Origin of the sequence: Shinella sp. (assembly GCF_052438155.1) — a bacterium.
GTDB lineage: Bacteria > Pseudomonadota > Alphaproteobacteria > Rhizobiales > Rhizobiaceae > Shinella.
The window spans coordinates 276,915-299,385 of record NZ_JBQVPI010000001.1 but is presented as its reverse complement, the minus strand read 5'-3'; the positions used below and the strand labels follow the sequence as shown (position 1 = coordinate 299,385).

The 22,471-nt window shown below is 62.0% G+C and carries 23 protein-coding genes; 11 read left to right on the top strand and 12 right to left on the bottom strand.

Annotated features, from left to right (window positions below):
- Window positions 1-1,455, bottom strand: coding sequence for a hypothetical protein (locus tag ACT6VE_RS01390; protein ID WP_444796835.1), 1,455 nt, complete (start codon window positions 1,453-1,455; stop codon window positions 1-3).
- 242 nt (window positions 1,456-1,697) lie between these two features.
- On the opposite strand from ACT6VE_RS01390, the gene ACT6VE_RS01385 reads away from it, so the two are divergent.
- From ACT6VE_RS01385 to ACT6VE_RS01365, 5 genes are all read left to right on the top strand, one after another.
- On the top strand, window positions 1,698-2,306 hold the full coding sequence (locus ACT6VE_RS01385; protein ID WP_444796834.1) for a 50S ribosomal protein L25/general stress protein Ctc: 609 nt from the start codon (window positions 1,698-1,700) through the stop codon (window positions 2,304-2,306).
- A gap of 230 nt (window positions 2,307-2,536) precedes the next feature.
- Window positions 2,537-4,930 carry a putative bifunctional diguanylate cyclase/phosphodiesterase gene (locus tag ACT6VE_RS01380; RefSeq protein ID WP_444796833.1) on the top strand — a complete coding sequence of 798 codons (2,394 nt, stop codon included), beginning with the start codon at window positions 2,537-2,539 and terminating at the stop codon, window positions 4,928-4,930.
- Between the two features lie 20 nt (window positions 4,931-4,950).
- Entirely contained in the window at window positions 4,951-5,700 is a 750-nt protein-coding gene (locus tag ACT6VE_RS01375) for a substrate-binding periplasmic protein (RefSeq protein ID WP_444796832.1), read from the top strand.
- Window positions 5,701-5,772: 72 nt separating this feature from the next.
- Complete coding sequence (pth, locus tag ACT6VE_RS01370) at window positions 5,773-6,489, top strand: aminoacyl-tRNA hydrolase (RefSeq protein WP_444796831.1); 717 nt, start codon at window positions 5,773-5,775, stop codon at window positions 6,487-6,489.
- Between the two features lie 246 nt (window positions 6,490-6,735).
- Entirely contained in the window at window positions 6,736-7,074 is a 339-nt protein-coding gene (locus ACT6VE_RS01365; protein ID WP_444796830.1) for a hypothetical protein, read from the top strand.
- 60 nt (window positions 7,075-7,134) lie between these two features.
- Here ACT6VE_RS01365 and ACT6VE_RS01360 read toward each other — a convergent pair whose 3' ends face one another.
- Window positions 7,135-7,371 (bottom strand): hypothetical protein, encoded by a 237-nt coding sequence (locus ACT6VE_RS01360; RefSeq protein WP_444796829.1) that lies wholly within the window; start codon window positions 7,369-7,371, stop codon window positions 7,135-7,137.
- A 99-nt stretch (window positions 7,372-7,470) separates the two neighbouring features.
- Here ACT6VE_RS01360 and ACT6VE_RS01355 point away from each other — a divergent pair, with 99 nt between their 5' ends.
- On the top strand, window positions 7,471-7,827 hold the full coding sequence (locus ACT6VE_RS01355) for a hypothetical protein (RefSeq protein WP_444796828.1): 357 nt from the start codon (window positions 7,471-7,473) through the stop codon (window positions 7,825-7,827).
- A gap of 35 nt (window positions 7,828-7,862) precedes the next feature.
- Here ACT6VE_RS01355 and clpS read toward each other — a convergent pair whose 3' ends face one another.
- Window positions 7,863-8,174, bottom strand: coding sequence for an ATP-dependent Clp protease adapter ClpS (clpS, locus tag ACT6VE_RS01350; protein ID WP_069058077.1), 312 nt, complete (start codon window positions 8,172-8,174; stop codon window positions 7,863-7,865).
- Between the two features lie 160 nt (window positions 8,175-8,334).
- Between clpS and ychF the strand changes: the two genes are divergently transcribed.
- Complete coding sequence (ychF, locus tag ACT6VE_RS01345; protein WP_444796827.1) at window positions 8,335-9,438, top strand: redox-regulated ATPase YchF; 1,104 nt, start codon at window positions 8,335-8,337, stop codon at window positions 9,436-9,438.
- 43 nt (window positions 9,439-9,481) lie between these two features.
- Here ychF and ACT6VE_RS01340 read toward each other — a convergent pair whose 3' ends face one another.
- On the bottom strand, window positions 9,482-10,603 hold the full coding sequence (locus ACT6VE_RS01340) for a hypothetical protein (protein ID WP_444796826.1): 1,122 nt from the start codon (window positions 10,601-10,603) through the stop codon (window positions 9,482-9,484).
- A 120-nt stretch (window positions 10,604-10,723) separates the two neighbouring features.
- Here ACT6VE_RS01340 and ACT6VE_RS01335 point away from each other — a divergent pair, with 120 nt between their 5' ends.
- The gene (locus ACT6VE_RS01335; protein ID WP_444796825.1) at window positions 10,724-11,209 is read left to right on the top strand and encodes a MaoC family dehydratase; all 486 of its coding nucleotides are present in this window, start codon (window positions 10,724-10,726) and stop codon (window positions 11,207-11,209) included.
- A complete protein-coding gene (locus ACT6VE_RS01330) occupies window positions 11,196-11,663 on the top strand; it encodes a MaoC family dehydratase (protein WP_069058074.1) in 468 nt (155 codons plus the stop codon). Before ACT6VE_RS01335 ends, ACT6VE_RS01330 begins: the two co-directional genes overlap by 14 nt.
- A 183-nt stretch (window positions 11,664-11,846) precedes the next feature.
- Here the strand turns inward: ACT6VE_RS01330 and ACT6VE_RS01325 are convergent, their stop codons facing one another.
- The 6 genes from ACT6VE_RS01325 to ACT6VE_RS01300 all read right to left on the bottom strand — a co-directional run bounded on the left by ACT6VE_RS01325 (window position 11,847) and on the right by ACT6VE_RS01300 (window position 19,343).
- On the bottom strand, window positions 11,847-12,389 hold the full coding sequence (locus ACT6VE_RS01325) for an adenine phosphoribosyltransferase (protein WP_444796824.1): 543 nt from the start codon (window positions 12,387-12,389) through the stop codon (window positions 11,847-11,849).
- Between the two features lie 110 nt (window positions 12,390-12,499).
- On the bottom strand, window positions 12,500-13,378 hold the full coding sequence (locus ACT6VE_RS01320; RefSeq protein WP_444796823.1) for a cytochrome c1: 879 nt from the start codon (window positions 13,376-13,378) through the stop codon (window positions 12,500-12,502).
- 26 nt (window positions 13,379-13,404) lie between these two features.
- Window positions 13,405-14,673 carry a cytochrome b gene (locus ACT6VE_RS01315; protein WP_069058072.1) on the bottom strand — a complete coding sequence of 423 codons (1,269 nt, stop codon included), beginning with the start codon at window positions 14,671-14,673 and terminating at the stop codon, window positions 13,405-13,407.
- Between the two features lie 14 nt (window positions 14,674-14,687).
- A complete protein-coding gene (gene petA, locus ACT6VE_RS01310) occupies window positions 14,688-15,266 on the bottom strand; it encodes a ubiquinol-cytochrome c reductase iron-sulfur subunit (RefSeq protein ID WP_069058071.1) in 579 nt (192 codons plus the stop codon).
- 263 nt (window positions 15,267-15,529) lie between these two features.
- Window positions 15,530-17,398, bottom strand: coding sequence for an ABC transporter ATP-binding protein (locus tag ACT6VE_RS01305; RefSeq protein ID WP_444796822.1), 1,869 nt, complete (start codon window positions 17,396-17,398; stop codon window positions 15,530-15,532).
- A 91-nt stretch (window positions 17,399-17,489) separates the two neighbouring features.
- The gene (locus tag ACT6VE_RS01300; protein WP_444796821.1) at window positions 17,490-19,343 is read right to left on the bottom strand and encodes an ABC transporter ATP-binding protein; all 1,854 of its coding nucleotides are present in this window, start codon (window positions 19,341-19,343) and stop codon (window positions 17,490-17,492) included.
- A gap of 350 nt (window positions 19,344-19,693) precedes the next feature.
- Between ACT6VE_RS01300 and ACT6VE_RS01295 the strand changes: the two genes are divergently transcribed.
- On the top strand, window positions 19,694-20,155 hold the full coding sequence (locus ACT6VE_RS01295) for a tRNA (cytidine(34)-2'-O)-methyltransferase (RefSeq protein ID WP_444796820.1): 462 nt from the start codon (window positions 19,694-19,696) through the stop codon (window positions 20,153-20,155).
- Between the two features lies 1 nt (window position 20,156).
- Here ACT6VE_RS01295 and ACT6VE_RS01290 read toward each other — a convergent pair whose 3' ends face one another.
- Together ACT6VE_RS01290 and ACT6VE_RS01285 are read right to left on the bottom strand one after the other, a co-directional pair.
- Window positions 20,157-21,365 (bottom strand): MFS transporter, encoded by a 1,209-nt coding sequence (locus tag ACT6VE_RS01290; protein ID WP_444796819.1) that lies wholly within the window; start codon window positions 21,363-21,365, stop codon window positions 20,157-20,159.
- Entirely contained in the window at window positions 21,362-21,934 is a 573-nt protein-coding gene (locus ACT6VE_RS01285) for an NADPH-dependent FMN reductase (RefSeq protein WP_444796818.1), read from the bottom strand. Before ACT6VE_RS01285 ends, ACT6VE_RS01290 begins: the two co-directional genes overlap by 4 nt.
- Window positions 21,935-22,009: 75 nt before the next feature.
- Between ACT6VE_RS01285 and soxR the strand changes: the two genes are divergently transcribed.
- Window positions 22,010-22,468 carry a redox-sensitive transcriptional activator SoxR gene (gene soxR, locus ACT6VE_RS01280; RefSeq protein WP_444797430.1) on the top strand — a complete coding sequence of 153 codons (459 nt, stop codon included), beginning with the start codon at window positions 22,010-22,012 and terminating at the stop codon, window positions 22,466-22,468.
- The last annotated feature ends 3 nt before the right edge of the window (window positions 22,469-22,471 follow it).

Below are 22,471 nucleotides of genomic sequence, written 5' to 3'. Positions count from 1 at the left end.
TTACTGCTGGAAGGGCAGCGGCTGGCCGTTGATCAGCACCTTGCCGTCCTCGCCGACCTTCAGATCCCAGGCCTGCGCCCCGCCACCCGCATCGCGCGCAAGCCCCTTCATCATCAACAGACCGAAAGCCGCCTGGCCGAACTGCGGCACGGCGGCGGCGTTCTTCTGGAGATAGGCGACGGTCTTGTCGAACGAACGCATGGTGATCGTCACGTCGGCGCTGTGGCGATCCTGCTGGTCGGGATAGACCAGCATCTTGCCGGAGAGGTGCACGTCGTAGATCGGCGAGACGGCGGAAACATCCTCGAACTCGACCGTCATCGTGCCGTCCGGCAGCACGATCTTGCCGACCTCCTTGTTCTGCTCCTCCGTCAACGGCTCCGGCTTGGTGAAATCCGCATGGTCGACGAGATAGTTGACGGCGCCTGCAAGATCCAGATTGGTGACGGCCGCCTTGAAGGTCGCCCGCTCGGGCACCGCCTCGGCAAAGACCGCCGGCAAGACCCCGGCCGGCGCTTTCGGTTTCTCCACGCCGAAGCCGAAGCCCACGCGCGTGGAATGGGCGATGCCGTTCATGTCGATATCATAGGTGACGGTGTCAGCCCCGAAGAGGCCCTTGTCCGTATTGACCGTGACGTTCGACGCCTTGATCGTTTCCGTCAGATTGTCGAAGACCGGCAGGGAGGCGCGCAGCATCTCCTTCAGCCGCGCGGCATCCGCCGCCTCGAGCTTGTCCTTGTGCATGTTGTCGAGCACGAAGAACACAAGGTCCTGCATCACCTTGTAGCGGGCGCCATCCATGCTGACATCGATATCGATCGTGTCCGCACCGATATCGACCCGGCCGCTCGGCCCGCCGGTAATCGTCTCGGCAAAGGCCTTCATCACGCCCGTGCTCGTCACGTCGAGCGTGCCTTCCCCCCTCTTCTCGGCCGCTACGCGCATCGCGGTTTCGCCGATGCTGGCCGTGACGCTCTCCTGCGGCGAGGTGGTGGAAAAGGCGATTTTCTGCGCCGTCCAGTCTGCGGAGGTAAAATAGAGAATCTCCGGATCATAGATCCCGTCGAGCTTCATCGAATCGATGAGGTAGGTGAAGGAATTCTTGCCCGGCGCTGCATCGACCGTGCCCTTGATGTCGAAACTGTCGTTCGCCTCGACGCGATAGGTGCCCTCCGGCATCGGCCTGAGATAGGCGGTCATCGGCTTCAGGCCTTCGACGGTCACCGGCCCCGTCTTCGCCTTCTCGAGCAGTACCATCGGGTTGAAGCGCAGCTCGTAGAACGAGGAGGCTGCCTTAACCGTCACGAGACCAGCGTCGATCATCTCCTGCGGCAGATAGCGGGTGAGCCTCTGCTGGATGCTCTCGGCCTCGGACGGCGAAACCTGCTGGGCCAGGGCGGGGCTCGCGAATACGAGCGCAAATGCGGCCGAGGCCATCAGGGTCTGTCGTCTCATCGGGGTCTCCTTCACCGAACCGCTTCATACCGAACATCCAATCACGGCGGCACCGTGTCAATCCGGGGTCAATCCGGGCCGAGGCCTTGCATTTCCGGGCATTCTCGTTTATCGAGCCCCCGTCCGCGTAGACACCCTTGGAGGCAATGCGGATGAGGCTTTCACGAAATCCTCAAGTTTTGCGCTGCCGGCGAATGCGCCAGCCGTGGAAAACTCTCCAGTAACACACGAAAGGTAAAGTCATGAGCCACGAAACTTACGAGCTCAAGGCCGAAACACGCGAACGGGTTGGTAAGGGGTCCTCCCGTGAACTTCGCCGCAACGGTCTTATTCCTGCAGTTATCTACGGCGACAAGCAGGCCCCGCTTTCCATCGCCCTGTCGACCAAGGACGTCACGCAGCGTATCCACGCCGGCGGCTTCAAGACGACAGTTGCCACGATCGACGTCAACGGCGAAAAGATCAAGGTCCTGCCGAAGGACTTCCAGCTTGATCCGGTCCGCGACTTCACGATGCATGTCGACTTCCTCCGCGTTTCGGGCAACACCCACGTCGTGGTCGAAGTTCCGGTTCACTTCGTCAACGAAGAGAAGTCCCCGGGCATGAAGATCGGCGGCGTCCTGAACATCGTTCGTCACGCTGTCGAACTGCATGCTCTGGCCGGCGACATTCCGGAATTCCTGACGGCTGACCTGTCCGGCCTCAAGGTCGGCGACGGCATTCACATCTCGAACATCAAGCTGCCGAAGGGCACGAGCCCGGTCATCACCGACCGCGACTTCACGATCGCCACGATTGCCACCCCGGCAGCCGGCGTGCGGGAAGAAGAAGCCGAAGGCTCCGCAGAATAATCCCTTCCAAAGGGATCTTTCGGAAAACCCCGCATTCTCCCGAATGCGGGGTTTTTCTTTGCCCGCTTGCCGGCACTACCGTGACGGGAGGTTTGAATTATCAGCACTTTTCCGGATCGGTATTTCAGCAACATTTAAGATTTTGATGAAAAGCTAAGCCTCTGGAAATGACAAAGGCCAAAGAGGGGCACTATGGGCTGGCTTCGCACCATGGCAGGCAGGCAACCGGCATGAAGATGCATTCGGTGGAAAGCCGCTTCATTGCCATCGTCATTGGCGCCCTGCTCGTCTTCGTCGCTCCGCTGTTCGTCCTGTTCCTCATCCTTTCGTCCGATCGTGTCGCGCGCGAGCGCCTTCAGAACACCGAAGTGCTGCTGGAAGCCAATGTCCAGGCACTCGGGAAACCGCTGTGGGATTTCGACAAGGACAGCATCGACCAGATCGTCACGTCACTCCAGGCCGAGGCGGATATCAGCTTCGTGCGGGTACGTGACAGTTCGGACGTGATCGACATCCGCAAGCCCGATATCAGCCCCGACCCGGATGACGCGCGTTCCGTCGTCAAGACCGATATTCTCTACCGGGCAAGCGACGGCATCAAAACGGTCGGCACGGCCGAGATCTGGCTGCGCAAGCAGGGCCTCTTCGCCCGCTTCACGAAGGATGAGATGACGATCTTCGCCATCTTCTTCTTCGCCGTGGCAACACTCTTCACCGCCGCCATCATCGGCAACCGCATCACCATCATTCGGCCGCTGATGCGGCTGACGGCAGCCATCGAGGCCACGCGCCGGCTCGGCTCACGCCATCACGTCGACTGGACGTCGAACGACGAGATGGGCGCGCTTGCCCATAACTTCAACGAGATGCAGAGCAAGCTTGAGCGCGAGGAAAAGGAACTCAAGCTGGCGCATGCCCGCGCCACGGACATCTACAATCTCACACCGGCGATGCTGTTTTCCATCGATGCGGAAAGCCGCATCACCGCCGTCAGCGACTACTGGCTGACCGCTACCGGCTACCGCCGTGAAGCAGTTATCGGCCAGGAGTTCACTGATTTCGTCGTCGAGGAATCGCGCGAGACCTACCGTAAACGCCATACCACCAACATGGAAGACGGCGGCATCTGCGAGGTCACCGTGCGCTTCCGCTGCGCCGATGACAGCGTCATCGACGTGCTGATCCTGGAAACCGGCGTCGAGGCCAGCAGTAGTCGACAGGCACTCTCACTCTCTGTCATGACCGACGTCACCGACCTCAAGGAAGCGGAAAGCCGCAACCACCGCCAGGCGATCACCGATCATCTGACGGGCCTGCTCAACCGCCAGGGTTTCGAATCCGTGCTGGACGACCTGATCGGCGAAGCCGACAGGCTCGGCGAGCCGCTCGCCTGCCTCTTCGTCGATCTCGACCGCTTCAAGTGGATCAACGACAATCTCGGCCACGCCGCCGGCGACGATGTGCTCTGCCAGGTGGCGATGCGCCTGCGCCGGCAGCTGCGCGCCAGCGATGTGATCGCCCGTCTCGGCGGCGACGAATTCGCCATCCTGCTGTCCGCCGCCAACGCCCGCCAGCTCGCCATGGATATCAGCGACCGGCTGGTCGCCAGCCTGCGCGCACCGCTGATCGTCAACGGCGCGGAACTCAATGTCAGCGCCAGCATCGGCATTGCCGTCTATCCCGATCATGCCGCGACGGCCGCCTGCCTGCTGCAGAAGTCGGACATGGCGATGTATGCGCGCAAGCGCAGCGGCAAGAACGGCGTGCAGCTCTTCGACAACAACATGGTCGACATCGCCCGCAAGCGGCTGGAGACCGAGCAGTTTATCGACCAGGGCCTGCGCGACGACTGGTTCATCGCCCACCTCCAGCCGATCGTCAGCCTGTCGGACGGGCGCGTCGCCGGCTTCGAGGCGCTGATGCGCCTCAACCACCCCGAACGCGGCCTGCTGCCGCCAGCCGAGATCATCGGCATTGCGGAGGAGAACGGCTCGATCGGCCAGATCGGCGACGCCATCCTGTCCAAGGCGATCGCCAGCCTCGCCGTCATCTCCAGGCTCGACGGGCTTGCCGAAAGCTATCTGGCGGTGAATTTCTCGCCCTTGCAGTTCGAGCCCGTCCTGCCCGCGCGCCTTGCAGCGCTGCTTCTGCAGAACGGCATCACGCCCTCGCGTATTGTCGTGGAGATCACCGAGGCCGTGCTGATGCTCGACAATCCGGTGGTGCGCGACGTGCTAGACGCGCTCTCGGACCTCGGCTGCCGCATTGCACTCGACGATTTCGGCACGGGCTATTCCTCGCTCAGCTACCTCAACCGCTTCCCCGTCGATATCGTCAAGGTCGACCAGTCCTTCACCCGCTCGCTCTCGAGCGACCAACCGGATGTGCGCCGCAAGAGCCGCATGCTGGTCGAAGGCATCCGCACGATCTCGCACCAGATGGGCTGCGCCGTGGTGGCCGAGGGCATCGAGACGGCCGAGCAGTGGGACATCCTCCAGGCAATGAACATCGAGTTCGGCCAGGGTTATCTGCTCAGCAGGCCCCTGCCGCTTGACGCACTGCTCGAAAAGCTGGACGAATTCTCTGTGCCCGCCGTACCTGCGCGCCAGGCAATAGCATCCTGAAAGGACCCGGGGAGGAGACGATGAAGACGCTGCTTCTTACGCTTTGCCTGTCGCTTGCTCCCCTTTCCGCGCCGCTTGCCGAAACCCTGCATTTCGTCACCGAGGAATACGCGCCCTTCAACTACACGAAGGACGGCAAGCTCACGGGCATTGCGGTCGATCAGATCGAGGTGATCGCCAAGGCGGCGGGTATCGACTACACGATGGAGATCATGCCCTGGGCCCGCGCTTTTGCCACAGCCGAGAGCCAGCCGAAGACCTGCGTCTTCACCACGGGTTACAACCGCGAACGGGCTGACCGTTTCCTCTGGGTGAACCCGCTCCTGAAGGACGAGATGGTGCTCTTGAAACGCAAGGACGGCAGCAAGGGTCCCACAACCATCAAGGACGCACTCAGCCTGAAGGCAGGCTCGCAGCGCGGCGACTTCGCCGTCGAAGCGCTGGAGGAAATGGGCTTCAAGGACATAGACCTCGCCGCCGACATCGACATTTCCGTGCGCAAACTGCTCTCCGCTCGCATCGACCTGATGCCGACCTCGATCAAGACCTACGAAAACCTGGTGAAGCAGGGCCAGCCCGTGGAAAAGGCCATGCTGATGGCCGGCCAGATCTACGGCCTCGCCTGCCAGAAGGACACGCCACCCGACCTCGTCAAGCGGCTGCAGGCGGAACTCGATACGTTGATTGAGAATGGCGAGCAGGACCGCATCTTCACCGCCTACGGCCTGCCGCCCAACACGCGCACCGCAGAAAACGGCGCGAAGAAATAGCCTTGGACAGTTGACTTCCGGCCGCTTTCGCGATGGTGAAGGCAACAACAGATCCTTTTGGCGGACCATTCCATGCTGATCATCGCCGGGCTCGGCAATCCGGGCGCAAAATATGCGGGCAACCGCCACAATATCGGTTTCATGGCGCTGGACGCGATCCATCGCAAGAATCCGTTTTCGCCCTGGTCGAAGAAGTTCAAGGCCGAAATCTCTGAAGGTGAGCTTGCCGGCGACAAGGTGCTGCTGATCAAGCCGCAGACCTTCATGAACCTTTCGGGCGAATCCGTCGGCGAGGCCATGCGGTTCTACAAGCTCGCGCCGAAGGACATCGTCGCGATCTACGACGAGCTAGATCTGGCCGCCGGAAAGGCGCGCATCAAGACCGGCGGCGGCCATGGCGGCCACAACGGCATCAAGTCGATCGACGCCCATTGCGGCCGGGAATACCGGCGGCTGCGCCTCGGCATCGGCCATCCCGGCGTCAAGGAACTCGTTACCAACCATGTGCTCGGCGATTTCGCCAAGGCCGACCACAGCTGGCTCGACCCGCTGCTCGACGAACTGGCGATCAATGCCGACATGCTGGTGCGGGGCGAGGATTCGCAGCTGATGAACAAGCTGGCGCTCGCCGTCGGCGGCAAATCGGAAGAGAAGGAAGCGTCGGCGAAAAAACCCGCCGCCCAATCCCACATCCGCCCGGCCCGCAACCACGCCCAGCCGAAGATCCTGCCGACGACCGGCCCGATGGCCGAAATGCTGAAAAAGCTGCTCGGCAACAAGGGCGAGTGATTTCTAGAGAACGTTCGCAAAACGGCGTGATGGCAACACCACCGAAACAGCTCCACAGTGTGGAATTACAGCAGGTGCACCAGAAATAGAGCCGATGGTGTCGACCACGCGGCCGGCTGCGGTTGTGTTGTCTGCATTGCTCCAGGAGCAGTCATTCCTGTTGCGCGCCGTGCTCCAGTGCCGTGGGGTGCTTTCCGGCGCGCAAGGTGTAAGCTGACAAGCATTCAAAGATCATGGAGGTGGTGCATGCCCCGTTTCCTTGCCGTTTACACCATTAAGCCCGAGGACGTCGCGTCTTTCCGAAGCCTTCCCAAAACCGAGCAAGACGCTATCGATGCTATCGGCGTCAAACAGTGGGCAGCCTGGGAGGAAAGAAATGCTGCGTCTATCCTCGATCGTGGCGGCATGGTGGGAAAGACGACACGCATCACCAGGGACGGCGTCGCCAAAGCGGTCAATCCATTCTGCGGCTATCTGGTTGTCGAGGCTGAAACCGCCGATGCCGCTGCGCGACTTTTCCACGACCACCCGCACATCACGGTCTTTCCCGGCGACGGCGTGGATATCATGCCCTTTGTAACCTGACCGCTTAGGAGTGATCAGGCCGCTGTCGTGCGGCGGCCTGTCTGACGTCAAAGGAAGGCTTCACGAAGCCGAGAATTTCACCGTCACGCCGCGCTGCCGAAAGTAGGCCTGCATGAGCTTTCTGCCAGAGCGGTTGTTCTGCACGAGCCTGGCCGGATCAAATACGGCCTCTTTCAAACCCTCTCGCGTCAACGCGGCCTTGAGAGTCGCGATATGCACGTCGATGTCGGCATTGTCCGCTTGAAGTGATTCATAAATGCGGTTTGTTGCATCTGCTACGGTCGGTTCGCTCACCATTACGCTCCTGTTGTTGTTTCGGCTGGCGCTTACCACATTTTTCGGCTTGACCCTATTGCGCTAAAAAATGTCCACATCACGGGACGATGGATTAGGACATTGCGGTCGAGACGCCACGACGGCTTCACGCCAATTGCGGTTGTCCTGCTTCCAACTTACACTTTGGCTATGGTCCTTGCCCGCAAAGTAGTCCTCCACAGTCCCACCTCTGACACGGCTGATCTCGCAGGGTTTGTCGAGCGGTGCCTTTCTGAAGGCGTGTTACTGCTCGCGATTGTCGGGCCGGGCGCGGACAAACTGGAAGATGAGGTGGATTGGATCGTTGTTGGCGACGGCAGCGATCCCAGCCGCTTCCTTTGCACCACATCACACCCTAACGAGCCCCTTGAAGACGTCATCGGCATGGCGAATGCCTTCGATGCAGGCCGCGGTGGGGTGGAGCAAGTATTTCTTTAGTCCGAATGGATTGATGCCACCAAGCGCAGGCCGAGCTACTCTTCCGGCTCGGTCTGGAAAAGTAGCGGGAAGCCTGCTTCCTTGGCGAGGTCCGTTGCCTCCTTCGCCTTGGTCTCCGCAATATCGCGGGCGCAGACCACGACGACGCAGGTGCCCATCTTGTGTGCGGTGATCATCACGCGCTGGCTCGCATCCTCGTTCATGCTGAAGACCGCCTTCAGCACCAGCACGACGAATTCGCGCGGCGTGTAGTCGTCATTGACAAGAATGACCTTGTAGAGCTTCGGCCGTTCCAGCTTCGGCTTGGTTGTCGTCTTCGGGGTCAGGGTGACGTCATCGTTGCCCATCGGAAGCCCTCCTCGCGAGTGTGCCTTCGAGCGATGTGGGCATCATTGTGCATCGCGAGAAGGGGGAGTTCAAGAGGCGCGCATGCGGCAAACACTTGACCCTGCCCCGTCCTTCCCCCATAGCGGGGGCAACGATTTTCGAGACGAATGGACCACCTCAATGGGTTTCAAATGCGGTATCGTCGGACTGCCGAATGTAGGCAAGTCGACCCTCTTCAACGCGCTGACCAAGACAGCGGCGGCGCAGGCGGCAAACTATCCCTTCTGCACAATCGAACCGAACACCGGCGAAGTGGCCGTGCCGGACCCGCGCATGAAGGCGCTTGCGACCATCGCAGGCTCCAAGGAGATCATCCCGACGCGCATCTCCTTCGTCGACATCGCCGGCCTCGTGCGCGGCGCCTCGAAGGGTGAAGGTCTCGGCAACAAGTTCCTCGCCAACATCCGCGAAGTCGATGCGGTGGTGCATGTGCTGCGCTGCTTCGAGGATGACGACATTACCCATGTCGAGGGACGCATCAATCCGGTCGGCGACGCCGACACGATCGAGACCGAGCTGATGCTCGCCGACCTCGAAAGCCTGGAGCGCCGCGTCGAGCAGACCCGCAAGCGCGCCGCCAGCAAAGACAAGGAATCGCTCTCGCAGCTGCCGATCATGGAAGCCGCGGTCAAGCTCCTGAACGAGGGCAAGCCGGCCCGTCTCCTGCTGAAGACGTTGGCGCCGGAGGAGATCGAGATCCTGAAGGGCCTCAACCTTCTGACCTCGCATCCGGTCCTCTACGTCTGCAACGTCGCGGAAGGCGATGCTACGACCGGCAATGCGCACACTGAAGCCGTGGCCGTCATGGCCAAGGAACAGGGCGCCGAATGCGTCATCATCTCGGCTGCGATCGAATCCGAGGTTGCTCAGCTTCCGGAAGAAGAGGCGCAAGAATTCCTTTCGGCCCTCGGCCTTGAGGAGGCTGGCCTCGACCGGCTCATCCGCGCTGGCTATCACCTGCTCGACCTGATCACCTATTTCACCGTCGGCCCCAAGGAAACCCGAGCCTGGACCATCGTGCGCGGCACCAAGGCGCCGCAGGCCGCCGGCGTCATCCACACCGATTTCGAACGTGGCTTCATCCGCGCCTTCACGATCGCCTATGACGACTACATCGCCTACAAGGGCGAAGTCGGCGCCAAGGAAGCCGGCAAGGGCCGCGACGAAGGCAAGGAATACGTGGTCCAGGACGGCGACGTCATCCACTTCCGCTTCAACACCTGAAGCAGCCGTTCCGCATCGCTGACAGCAGATCCGCTGCCGCCCTTTACCGAAGGGGCGGCAGTTTTTCTTTGAGCGTCATGGGCAGCGGCGCTACCGCCCACCGCCGGAAATGCGGCCAGCCGATGCCGATGGTCAGCACGACGACACCGACGATCAGAAGCGTCAGGAAGACATAACCCTCCGGTGCGGCCTCGATGCCCTGGAGAAGGCTGGCGATCGCCAGACCGAGGGACACAAGGCCGGACGTGACGAAAGCCCGCCGGTCGATGATCAGCCCGATCGCCATGAGCACGATGACGATGCCGACAATGATCAGCGCGTCCGGCAGGCCCTTGCTGCCACTAAACAGTCGCTCATTGGCGAAATCGCCCAGAAACACGAAGGCCAGCATCGCATAGAGCAGTGCGGGCGCGGTTATGAGATGCAGCCAGAAGGCAATATCGGACCGGCGCGTGACGCGGAACCGGTCCGACAGATCGTAGACCATTGCCAGCGCAAAAAGACCGAGCGCCGCAACAAGGAAGATGGTCGACGCGACGACCGGATGATCGGCAAGGACATCCGCGCTTCCCGTGAAGCGTGAAAGAGCGAGGAAAATCAGGCCGAGAGCGGTCGCAGCCAAGGAAAGGAACCACAGGCTCAGCGACAGCGGGATGCGATAACGCCAGTAGAACGGTGGCAGGAGGATCGCGAACGGCAGCATGACGAGCAGGAAATGCAGGACCGGTTCCGGCTCCGGCTGGCCGATGAAACTATCGAGGGCGATGACCGTCGTCACGAAGATCCAATGGACATAGAGAAGCGTCAGCAGCACGGCCGGCAGCGCCAGCCGCTGCCGCTTCACGAGGATTTCCGCCAGCACGATGATAACCGGCAGTGCGGCGAGGAAGGCACCGACGCCCCAGACGCCCGCCATGGCAATCGCCACGCCGATGGTGATCAGCACGTCATGGAAACCGCGGACAAAACGCGGCGCTTCCGTATCCTCGATCGGGGAAATGGCGCGATCCTCAGCGGAGCCGGCAATGTCGAGCGCATCAGCCTTGGACGGCGATTGCAGCGCCACGCCGCGCGCCGCCATATAGGGCAGCAACGTGCCCGCCTGCTCGGCGGAGATGAGGCCCTCGCCGGCCGCTCCGTCAAGCACGGATTTCAAGGTCTGCATGGATCACCGTCTCCTCGCGCCGCAGGGAGCGCCACCTTACCCGCGGTCGGCAGGGTGGCAAGCGCATGAGCGGACAAGACCTTGCAAAACCGTGCCGCGCTCGCCATTGTTTTTCGAAACATGACGGATCAGGCAGTGACGACCTACACATTCGAAGACTTTACGCCGGGACGCCGCTTCGACTTTGCCGCGCGGACCCTGACAACGGACGAAATCATCGCCTTCGCAAGCGAGTTCGATCCGCAGCCGATGCATCTCGACGAGGAGGCCGGCCGCGCCAGCATTCTGGGCGGGCTTGCCGCCTCCGGCTGGCACACCAGCGCGCTGATGATGCGCATGCTCTACGAGGCCTACATAAACGGCTCCACTTCGGAAGGGTCACCCGGCGTCGACCTGATGGAATGGAAGCGGCCGGTGCTTGCCGGTGACACGCTCGGCGGTCACTGCGTGGTGCTGGAGGCCCGCGCCTCACGCTCCCGGCCGGAGATCGGCATCGTGCGCATGCGCGCCGAGGTGACCAACCAGCGCGGCGAGCTCGTCGCGGTCTCGGAATATATCAACATGATGCGTCTTGCCGAGAAGGGAGCCGACCATGCGCATGGCTGAGCTTTATCCCTTCAACGAAACGGTCGAAATCGGCAGCCTCACCTTTACGGCAGAGGACATCATCCGCTTTGCCAAGAGCTTCGATCCCCAACCCTTCCACCTCGATGCGGAGCTCGCCAAACACGCCCTCTTCGGCGGGCTCTGCGCCTCCGGCTGGCATTCCGCGGCCGGGTGGATGAAATGCTTCGTGCCGTTCTGGGTGCGCGAATGCAAGCGGCTCGCGAAAGAAGGTATCGTGCCGCCGAACCTCGGCCCCTCCCCGGGCTTCACGAAACTCGGCTGGCTGAAGCCGGTCTTCGCCGACGACACGATCACCTATTCGGTGACGCTGATGGCATCGCGCGAGCTCGCCTCGCGCCCCGGCCGCCTCGTCAACACGATCCTCTGCGCCGGCAGGAACCAGAACGGCGAGCCGGTCATCCGGTTCGAGAGCACGGTACTGGAATTCGTCTGAACGCTATTGAGCGCTGAGCTACCCCCCCCTCATCCGCCTGCCGGCACCTTCTCCCCGCTGGGGAGAAGGGGAAAAAACGCGACGCCACTATGCCTTCTCCCCAGCGGGGAGAAGGTGGCCCAAAGGGCCGGATGAGGGGGCTGGCGATGCGTCTAAAGGATTCCCGTGGGACGGGATCAGGGCTCAATGCCCGTCGAAGGAAACCAGCGTACGGACTTCCACATCCAGCGCTTCCAGCTTCTTGCGGCCGCCGAGTTCCGGCAGGTCTATGACGAAGCAGGCGGCGACGATATCCGCGCCGATCTGGCGCAGCAGCTTTACCGCCGCTTCCGCCGTGCCGCCGGTGGCGATCAGGTCGTCGATGAGGATCACCTTCTCGCCCGGCTTGATGGCGTCCTTGTGCATCTCCATCTCGTCCACGCCGTATTCCAGGCTGTAGGCGATGCGCACGGTCTCGTGCGGCAGCTTGCCCTTCTTGCGGATCGGCACGAAGCCGGTCGACAGCTGGTGCGCCATGGCGCCGCCCAGGATGAAGCCGCGCGCCTCGATGCCCGCGACCTTTGCGATACCGATGCCCGCGTAAGGGTGCACCAGCTCGTCCACCGCGCGGCGGAAGGCGCGCGGATTGCCGAGCAGCGTGGTGATGTCGCGGAACATGACGCCGGGCTTTGGATAGTCCGGGATGTTGCGGATCGCGGCAATGAGTTCTTGTTCAAGCGTGGACATGCGGATTTCCCGAGTACTGAGGCTTCGCCCGGTTATTGCAGGTGCGGCGCCCGCCCTCAACAAAAAAGGCGGCCCGGAGGCCGCCTTTTAACCGAGTGCCAAAAGACTGCTCAGTGTTCCTTGTTCGCGTAGACCGACTTCTTCGTCAGGTAGATCAGGCCGGTGAAGATCAGCAGGAAGATCATGACCATGAAGCCGGTGCGCTTGCGCTCTTCGAGGTGCGGCTCTGCAGCCCACATCAGGAAGGCGGAAACGTCGTGCGCGTACTGGTCGACCGTCTGCGGCGAACCATCGTCATAGGTGACCTGGTCGTCGGAGATCGGCTTGGCCATGGCAAGCGCTGCGGCACCGGCGAAGTACGGGTTGAAGTGCGTGCCTTCAGCGACTTCGACATGCGCCGGCTTCTCTTCATCGTAGCCCGTCAGCAGCGAGTAGATATAGTCCGGCCCGCCTTCCTGGTACTGCGTGAAGATGTCGAAGACGAACTGCGGGAAGCCGCGGGTGATGCCGCGCGCCTTGGCGATTAGCGAGAAGTCCGGCGGCGCCGCACCGTTGTTCGAGGCGGCAGCCGCTTCATGGTTCGCATAGGGCGACGGGAAGTGGTCGGACGGAACGGCCTTGCGGGTGAACATCTCACCGTCGCTGTTCGGGCCGTCCTGCACTTCGTAGTTCGCCGCGAAAGCCTTGACCTGCGCTTCCGAGTAACCGAGGCCTTCCAGCGTGCGGAAGGCTACAAGGTTCATCGAATGACAGGCCGAACAGACTTCCGTGTAGACCTTCAGGCCGCGCTGGAGCTGGCCCTTGTCATACTTGCCGAACGGGCCGGCAAAGGACCAGTCCTGCTCTCTCGGCTTATGCATCGGGTAGTGCGGCGTGGCGTGTTCCGCCTCGGCACCAGCAGCAGGCGCTGCCTCTTCCGCCGTGGCGAAGGAGACGCCGAGACCGGCGACGAGTGCAAGCGCCAGAATGCCTGAAACAAGCTTTTTCATTGTCATGGTTCCTTTCTCGCTCGCTCTCAGGCTTTGGCCAGCTTGGCGTTTTTCTTTTCCAGAACCGCTTCCGTGATCGAATTCGGAATGCGCTTCGGGGTCTCGATCAGGCCGAGAACCGGCATGATGACGAGGAAGAAGCCAAAGTAGTACAGAGTACCGAGCTGCGAGAGGATGACGTAGATGCCTTCCGCCGGCATCGCGCCGAGCCAGCCGAGCAGGATGGCATTGGCCACGAAGATCCAGAAGAACAGCTTGTACCAGGGGCGATAGACGGCGGAGCGAACCTTCGACGTATCGAGCCAGGGCAGGAAGAACAGCACGATGATCGCACCGAACATCACCAGAACGCCGCCGAGCTTCGAGTCGATCGGGCCGACGTTGAAGGTGATGGCGCGCAGCATCGCGTAGAACGGCAGGTAGTACCATTCCGGAACGATGTGCGCCGGCGTCTTCAGCGGATCAGCCGGAATGTAGTTGTCCGGGTGGCCGAGATAGTTCGGCATGTAGAAGACGAACCAGGCAAACGCGATAAGGAAGACCGAGACGCCGAGTGCGTCCTTGAGCGTCGCATAGGGCGTGAAGGCGACCGTGTCGGTCTTGGACTTCACCTCGACACCGGTCGGGTTGGTCTGGCCGGTGACGTGCAGCGCCCAGACGTGCAGGATGACGACGCCGGCGATCATGAAGGGCAGCAGGTAGTGCAGCGCGAAGAAGCGGTTCAGCGTCGGCTGATCAACGGCAAAGCCGCCGAGCAGGAACTGCTGGATCCATTCGCCGACCCACGGGAAGGCCGAGAAGAAGCCGGTGATAACCGTCGCACCCCAGAAGGACATCTGGCCCCAGGGCAGAACGTAGCCCATGAAGCCGGTTGCCATCATCAGAAGGTAGATGACGACGCCGAGGATCCAGAGGATTTCGCGCGGCGCCTTGTAGGAGCCGTAGTAGAGGCCGCGGGCGATATGCAGGTAGACCGCGATGAAGAAGAAGGACGCACCGTTGGCGTGCATGTAGCGCAGCAGCCAGCCGTGGTTCACGTCGCGCATGATCTTCTCGACCGAGACGAAGGCCTCGTTGACGCTGGCGATATAGTGCATGGCCAGAACGATGCCGGTCAGGATCTGCACGATCAGCATCACCGACAGCATGGCGCCGAAGGTGTAGGCATAGTTCAGGTTGCGCGGAACCGGGTAGGAAACGAAGCTGTCATGGATCATGCGCGGCAGAGGCAGGCGCGAGTCGACCCATTTTTCGATGCCAGTCGTCGGCTGGTAGGTTGAATGTTCAGCACTCATTATCAGGTGTCCCCTCAACCGATCTTGATGACTGTATCGGATACGAACGAAAAGGTCGGCACAGCGAGGTTCTCAGGGGCGGGGCCCTTACGAATACGACCAGCGGTATCGTAGTGAGAACCATGACAGGGACAGAACCACCCGCCGAAATCGCCGGCCTGGCCGAGCGGAATACAGCCGAGGTGGGTACAGACGCCAACCATGATGATCCAGTTTTCCTTGCCCTCGCCCGCCGAGCGATCGAGGTCAGTCGCCTGGGCGTCGGCCGCGATGTTGGCGTTGCGGGCAACCGAGTCCTTGAGGTCACCAAGCTGGACAGCCTTGGCTTCTTCAACTTCCTTGTCCGTACGGTTACGGATGAACACCGGCTTGCCGCGCCACTTGACGGTCAAGGACATGCCGGGCGTCAGGCTGGAGACATCGACATCGATGGCGCCGAGCGCCAGCGTCGATGCATCCGGGCGCATCTGGTCGATGAACGGCCAGGCGACAGCCACGCCGCCCACGACGCCCGCCATACCGGTGGTCAGGTAAAGAAAATCGCGGCGAGTGGGCTCGCCCAGGGATTCGCTTGATGTCTCGTGTTCGCTCACGGCTAAACCATCCTCTCACGCAATGTCTGCGGAAACCCGCCACGCCCCTTTGAAACCGGTAAGATCCGGACACAATACGGCCATAGATTCCCCGTCAATCCGGCGCGTTCTATGCTTGATCGCAAATTATGTCTAGCCTTGGCAAGGGGAGGTGGGCACATTGTCGCGGGAAAAACGGGGCATCTTGACAAGGCGCAGGCATCACCTTGAACATCCAGCGCTTCCCGGTTGAAAGGGCAGTCGCGAAACGACGATTTGCGGCTCTATTGCGCCGCTTCCTCATGCCCGAGGAAACCGCCCGACTGACGCGACCAGAGATCCGCATAGAGCCCGCCTCTGGCGACAAGCTCCGCATGGGTCCCCTCCTCCACGATATCCCCGCGATCCATGACGATCAGGCGGTCGAGAGCCGCGATGGTGGAGAGGCGGTGGGCGATGGCCAGCACGGTCTTGCCGCGCATCAGCCGCTCGAGGTTCGACTGGATCGCCGCCTCGACTTCGGAATCGAGCGCCGACGTCGCCTCGTCGAGCACCAGGATTGGCGCATCCTTCAACATGACGCGGGCGATGGCGACGCGCTGGCGCTGGCCGCCGGAAAGCTTGACGCCGCGCTCGCCGACATGGGCGTCGTAGCCGCGGCGACCGCGCAGGTCTTCGAGTGCGAGGATAAAATCGTGCGCCTCAGCCTTCTTCGCCGCCTCGATCACTTCCGTTTCGCTCGCATCCGGATTGCCGAACAGGATGTTGTCGCGGATCGAGCGATGCAGCAGCGCCGTATCCTGGCTGACCATGCCGATATTGGCGCGCAGGCTCTCTTGCGTGACGGCGGCAATATCCTCGCCGCCGACAAGGATGCGGCCGCCTTCGAGGTCGTAGAAGCGCAGCAGCAGATTGACCAGCGTCGATTTCCCGGCACCCGACCGCCCGACGATTCCGACCTTCTCGCCCGGCCGGATCGGCAGCGACAGGTTGTCGATAACGCCGGAGGCACGGCCGTAGTGGAAGCGGACATTCTCGAAGCGGATTTCCGGGCGCACGACCTTCATTTCGGTCGCATCCGGCCTGTCGACGAGGCCGATCGGCTGGGAAATGAGATCGGCAGAATTCTGGATCGTGCCGATGTTGCGCATGATGCTGTTCAGCTGCGTCATCAGACGGTTGAGCAGGAAGTTGAGCCTGAGCACCAGCGCCATGGTGAAGGCGACGGCGCCGGAGCTGGCGATACCGCCGAGCCAGAGATGGATGGAGAGCACCGCCATGGCCACGATCATCAGGCCGGAGACAAACGCCATGGAAGCACGCACGCCGGTCAGGAACCGCGTGAAGTTGAGCGTCGTGGTTTGGAAGGTATCAAAGCCATTCCGCATATAGCGGTCGTTCGCGTCGTCGCGCCCGAAGAGTTTCAGCGTCTGGATGTTGGAATAGGCATCGACCATGCGGCCGCTGAGCATGGACGCGGCCTCGGCGGTCTGGCGCGAATGCTCGCGGATGCGCGGCACGAAGTAGCGCGCCAGCACGGAAAAAACCGCAAGCCAGACGGCAAGCACCGCCGCAAGCCGCCAGTCGAGTTGGCCGAGCAGCACCAGCGTCGAGGCCGTGTAAATCGTGACGAACCAGATGCTTTCCATGAAGGACGTGATGACGTCGCCCGTCGCCTGCCCCGCCGACCAGACTTTTGTGACGATGCGGCCGGAAAAATCGTTCTGGAAGAAGGAGAGCGACTGGCGCGCGACATGCACATAGGACTGCCAGCGCACCAGATTGTAGAAGCCGGGCGTAATGACCTGCTGGTCGACCAGCGCCGTCAGGAAGGTGACGATGAAGCGCACCAGACCGATCAGGCCCAGCATCACGAGCAGTTCCGGCCCGTGGGTCGCGACAAGCCCGCTCCATCCGTCGCCGGGCTTGACCGTCGCCAGAATATCGACCAGCCGCCCGACAAACCAGAACGTCGCCGCCTCGATGCCCGCCGTGATGCCGCCCAGCACCAGCATCGCCGCAAACGGCGCCTTGGCCTGCCCGACATAGAACCAGATGAAAGCTAACAGTCCCTGCGGCGGCCGCAGATCATCCCGCCGCGCAAAAGGCTGAATCCAGTTCTCGAACCAGGAGAAGAGCGTGCGGAAGGTCATGCCTCCGATATAGGCGGTTTTGGGCGGCGGACAACTTAAAGATTGGAAAGGTGAAGGCCGGTCTCCATGTCCTGGAGACCGGCCCTCCTGTTTACTCCGCCGCCACTTCCGCGTTGGCGTCGTCGGCAATGAAGCCGCCGGACTGGCGGGTCCAGAGGTCGGCGTAGATGCCGCCCTTGGCGACGAGTTCGGCGTGGGTGCCGGTCTCGTGCAGGTGACCCTTGTCGAGCACGACGATGCGGTCCATCTCCGTCAGCGTCGAGAGGCGGTGGGCGATCGCGATCACCGTCTTGCCCTGCATCAGGGCGAAGAGGTTTTCCTGGATCGCTGCCTCGACTTCCGAGTCGAGCGCCGAGGTTGCCTCGTCCAGCACCAGGATCGGCGCGTCCTTCAGGAAGACGCGGGCGATCGCGATACGCTGGCGCTGGCCGCCGGACAGTTTTACGCCGCGTTCACCGACCTGGGCATCGAGACCGGCGCGACCCTGCTGGTCGGTCAGGCCTTCGACGAAATCCCAGGCATTCGCCCGCTTCGCCGCCTCGATGATCTCGGCATCCGTCGCGTCCGGGTTACCGTAGGCGATGTTGTCGCGGATCGAGCGGTGCAGCAGCGAGGTATCCTGCGTCACTACGCCGATCTGCGAGCGCAGGCTGTCCTGTGTGACCGTCGCGATGTCCTTACCATCGATCGTGATCTTGCCGGATTCGAGGTCGTAGAACCGCAAAAGCACGTTCATCAGCGTCGTCTTGCCGGCGCCGGAGCGGCCGACGAGGCCGACCTTTTCGCCAGCACCGATCGACAGCGACAGGTCCTCGATCACGCCCTTGTTCTTGCCGTAGTGGAAGCGGACGTGATCGAAGCTGATCGCGCCCTTTTCCGCCGACAGAGCGGGCGCCTGCGGGCCATCCTTGATGTCATGCGGCTTGGTCATCATGCCCATGCCGTCATAGACCGTGCCGATATTCTCAAACAGCGCGGTCACTTCCCACATCACCCATTGCGACATGCCGTTGATGCGCATGGCAAGGCCAACGGCCACCGCCACGGCACCGACCGAAACGTCGCCGGTCATCCAGAAATAGATGCCGAGCGCCGCCGTGGAAAACATCGTGATGACATTGTTGATGTCGATCGCGATGTTGAACAGCGTGATCTTGCGCATCTGCCGGTGCACGGTCTGCAGGAACTCGTCCATGCCGTCGCGGGCATAGGTTTCTTCCCGGCCAGCATGCGAGAACAGTTTTACCGTCGCGATGTTGGTGTAGCTGTCGACGATACGGCCCGTCATCATCGAGCGCGCATCCGCCTGCTCGCGCGAGATCACCATGAGCTTCGGCACGAAGTAGCGCAGAATGCAGACATAGATGGCGAACCACACGAGCAGCGGCACGACGAGACGCAGGTCCGCCGAAGCGATGATCGCGATCATCGAGACGAAATAGCTCACCACATAGATGAACACGTCGATGATCTTCATCACCGTCTCGCGCACGGCAAGCGACGTCTGCATGACCTTCGTCGAGACGCGTCCGGCGAACTCGTTCGAGAAGAAGGTCATGCTCTGGCGGATGAGGTAACGGTGCATCTGCCAGCGGGCGATCATCGGGAAATTGCCCGCAAGCGCCTGGTGCATGGTCATCGTGTGCAACCCGCCGACAACGGGAATGACGATGAGCAGCAGCGCCGCCATCCAGATCAGCGTACCGCCTTCCTTGGCAAGGAACGTGTTCGGATCGCTGTTCGACAGCCAGTCGATGATGTTGCCGAGGAACTGGAACAGCAGGACTTCCGCGATGCCGAGCACCATGGAGCAGAAGCCGAGCACGAAGAGCCAGGGTGCAGCCGGCTTCGTATAGTGCCATAGGAAGGCAAAAAGACCCTTCGGCGGCAGCGAAGGCGCCTCGGGGGGATAGGGATTCAAACGTCTTTCGAACCAGCCGAGCATGGCTTTCTCCGTAATGAAAAAACGGACCCGGGACGGACGGCGCAAAACGGGCGCTGTCAGGAACGGAATTCCGGTAGGATTGCCGCGCGGCGAGAAAAAACGTCACACGGCGATTTAAAGTCAGGATGCGATGGGATTTTGAGCGGCGAGGTGCCTAAGCGAGACGAGGCTTGATTCCAGCCGGGAGGCGCAGCCGATTCGATAATTGCATCAGGAACCTCCCTTTTCTCGCGTTGTAGATGCGCCTTGGTTAGCTCGAAACGACGCAATTTGCCAGATGCTTTGTCGCAATTTCGCCTCTCAGACCAATTCTGTTGCCATAGCGCCACATCCCGGCTAGGCGAAACGATATGTCCGACCTCCGCATCGCCCTCTACCAGCCCGATATTGCCGGCAATACCGGCACGATCCTGCGTTTCGCCGCCTGCCTTGGCCTCTCGGTCGACATCATCGAGCCGGCGGGCTTCGACATATCCGACCGCAACCTGAAGCGCGCCGGAATGGACTACCTCGCCACTGTCGCACTGACGCGACATGTGAGCTGGGAGCACTTCGAAAACTGGCGGTCGGCAAGCGGCCGCCGCCTCGTGCTCGCTTCCACCAAGGCGGCGGAGCATTACACCGACTTCGCCTACCGGGCGGACGACATCCTGCTGTTCGGCCGCGAAAGCGCCGGCGTGCCAGACCACGTGCACGACACAGCGGGCGGCCGGGTGCTCATTCCCATGGTCGAAGGCCAGCGCTCCATCAACGTTGCGCTCTCCGCCGCGATGATCTGCGGCGAGGCGTTGCGCCAGACGGGTTTTGCCTGACCTAGCCATGGCCCGGCCGGGCGAGGCGGATGGTCGTGGCCGCAATGCCGAGCACCAGCACAACCGCACCGACAATCGCATAGGCACCGCCAAATCCGGACGCCGTGATGAGCGGCTGCGAGACGATCGGTGACAGGAATTGCCCGGTGAAGATGCTCGACACAAGCAGGCCCGAGATACGGCCGCGCAGGTTCGGCGGCGTCAGCAGCATCGCGGCGGCCGTGAAATTCGGCATGATCGTGCCCATGCAGATGCCTGAAACGGCCAGCGCCGTCAGCACGCCGGCATAGCTTGTGGCGCCGGAGAGCAGCAGGAAGGACAGCCCTATGGAGACGAATCCAAGGCCGAAGACACCCATCGTGCCAAGCTTCCGGCGCACGGGCGCGAAGACGAGCGAACTCAGCACCCCGACGAACTGGCCCACCCCGATCGCCACACCCGCAAGGCTCGGTGCGGCAAAGCCGAGCGATTCGAGATAGAACGGAAGCTGCGTCGGGATCATGTAGAAGGCCATCATGTTGATCGCGGCGGCGAGGAACAGCGCGGCCAACAGCGCCACCGTGCGGCCACTGAGCCCGCCCTCCCCCTGGACCACCTCGGCCGGGCGGGTACGGCGCGGCTCCGGCAGGAAAACAAGCGCTGCCGGCAGAAGCAGGATCGCCACGGTGTAGATGAGGAACGGCCCGCGCCAGTGGATTTCCGCCAAAAAACCGCCGCCCGTCAGAAAGACCGTGCCACCGATCCCCACGAAGGCCTGTTGCAGGCCCATGTAGCGATCCCGCGCCGGCCCCTGGAAGAAGTCTCCGACCAGCGCCGTCGTCGCCGTCATGATGCCGCCGACAGCAAGGCCGAGCACCGCGCGACCGATCAGCAGGCCAGGCAATGTATCGAGGAAGAGACCGGACGCGCCTGCCACGGCAAACAGCGCAAGCGAGGCGACGAGCAGGGGCTTGCGGCCGAAGCGATCGACAAGGAACCCGGCGGCCGGCGAAAACAGCGCGATGAACAGCGCAGGCAGCGTCAGCACCAGCCGGCTGAGCAGCGCAACGTTCTCGACATCGGCAAACCGCACGGCAATGCCCGGCAGCGAGGCGGAAATCGTCGCCCCGGACATGATAGTGAGCGTGCTGATGAAGAGCATCGTGGCATTGCGCCGGACCTCGTGCGGAGAGCGGGCGACTTCCGCCCCCGCATAGTATTCTGGCTTCATGCCGCGACCTCGTCGTATCGTGTTGTGATGCGTGCCGACTTCAGCGCATTGGCCCACCAGTCGAGGCGGTTCAGGAGAACGACAAGCTGTCCGTTGAGCTGGCCGGGGCGGAAGGGATTGCCGACAGGATCGAACTGGGTCCAGGCGTGGGCAAGGCTCACTGTCTCGCGAATCACCACCGCATGCAACTCGGCAAACACCAGCCGCAACTGTTCGACGGCGCGCAAACCACCGGAAACGCCGCCATAGGAGATGAAGGCAATGGGCTTGGCGTGCCACGGCCGGAAGCACGAATCGATGATCGCCTTCAGCGCGGCTGGGTAGGCATGATTGTATTCCGGCGTCACGATGAGGAAGGCGTCCGCCTGCGAGATCCGGCTTTCGACGAGTTCTGCCGAGGCCTCGTCCAGGCCGCCGGGCGTGAAGGTCAGCTCGGCCGGGTCGATGCGGATGACGGTGTACTGGCCAAACCTGGCAAGTTCCGGCTCCAGCCATCCCGCAATCGTATCGGCAAAACGCCCTTCGCGGCCGCTGCCATAGATGAGGGCGATGGTCAGTCTGTCAGTCATGCGGTTTGCTCCATATTGGAAAACTAGGGAGCCGCTGGTATAAAACCTCAACCAAAGTTGAGGTCAACAGCCATGATGGAAAAATGTCCGAGCAATACAATGCCCAGGGAACTCACCGTCGGCGAGGTCGCCGAGCGTAGCGGTGTGGCGGTGTCCACCCTACATTTTTATGAGACGAAAGGGCTGATCCACAGCCAGCGCAACCGCGGCAACCAGCGGCGTTATCCGCGCAGCATCCTGCGGCGTGTGGCGGTGATCAAGGTGGCGCAGCGCACCGGTATCCCGCTGTCGGAAATCGCAGACGCACTCTCGGTGCTGCCGCACGACCGGCCTTTGACGGTGAAGGACTGGCAAAAACTCTCGGAAACCTGGCGCGGCCAGCTCGACGAGCGAATCGCCCGGCTCACCAAGTTGCGCAACCAGCTCGACGGCTGCATCGGCTGCGGTTGCCTGTCGATGCAAGAATGTCCGTTGCGCAATCCGTGGGATGCGCTTGCCGAACAAGGACCGGGCCCGAGACTGCTCGAGCCCTGATCC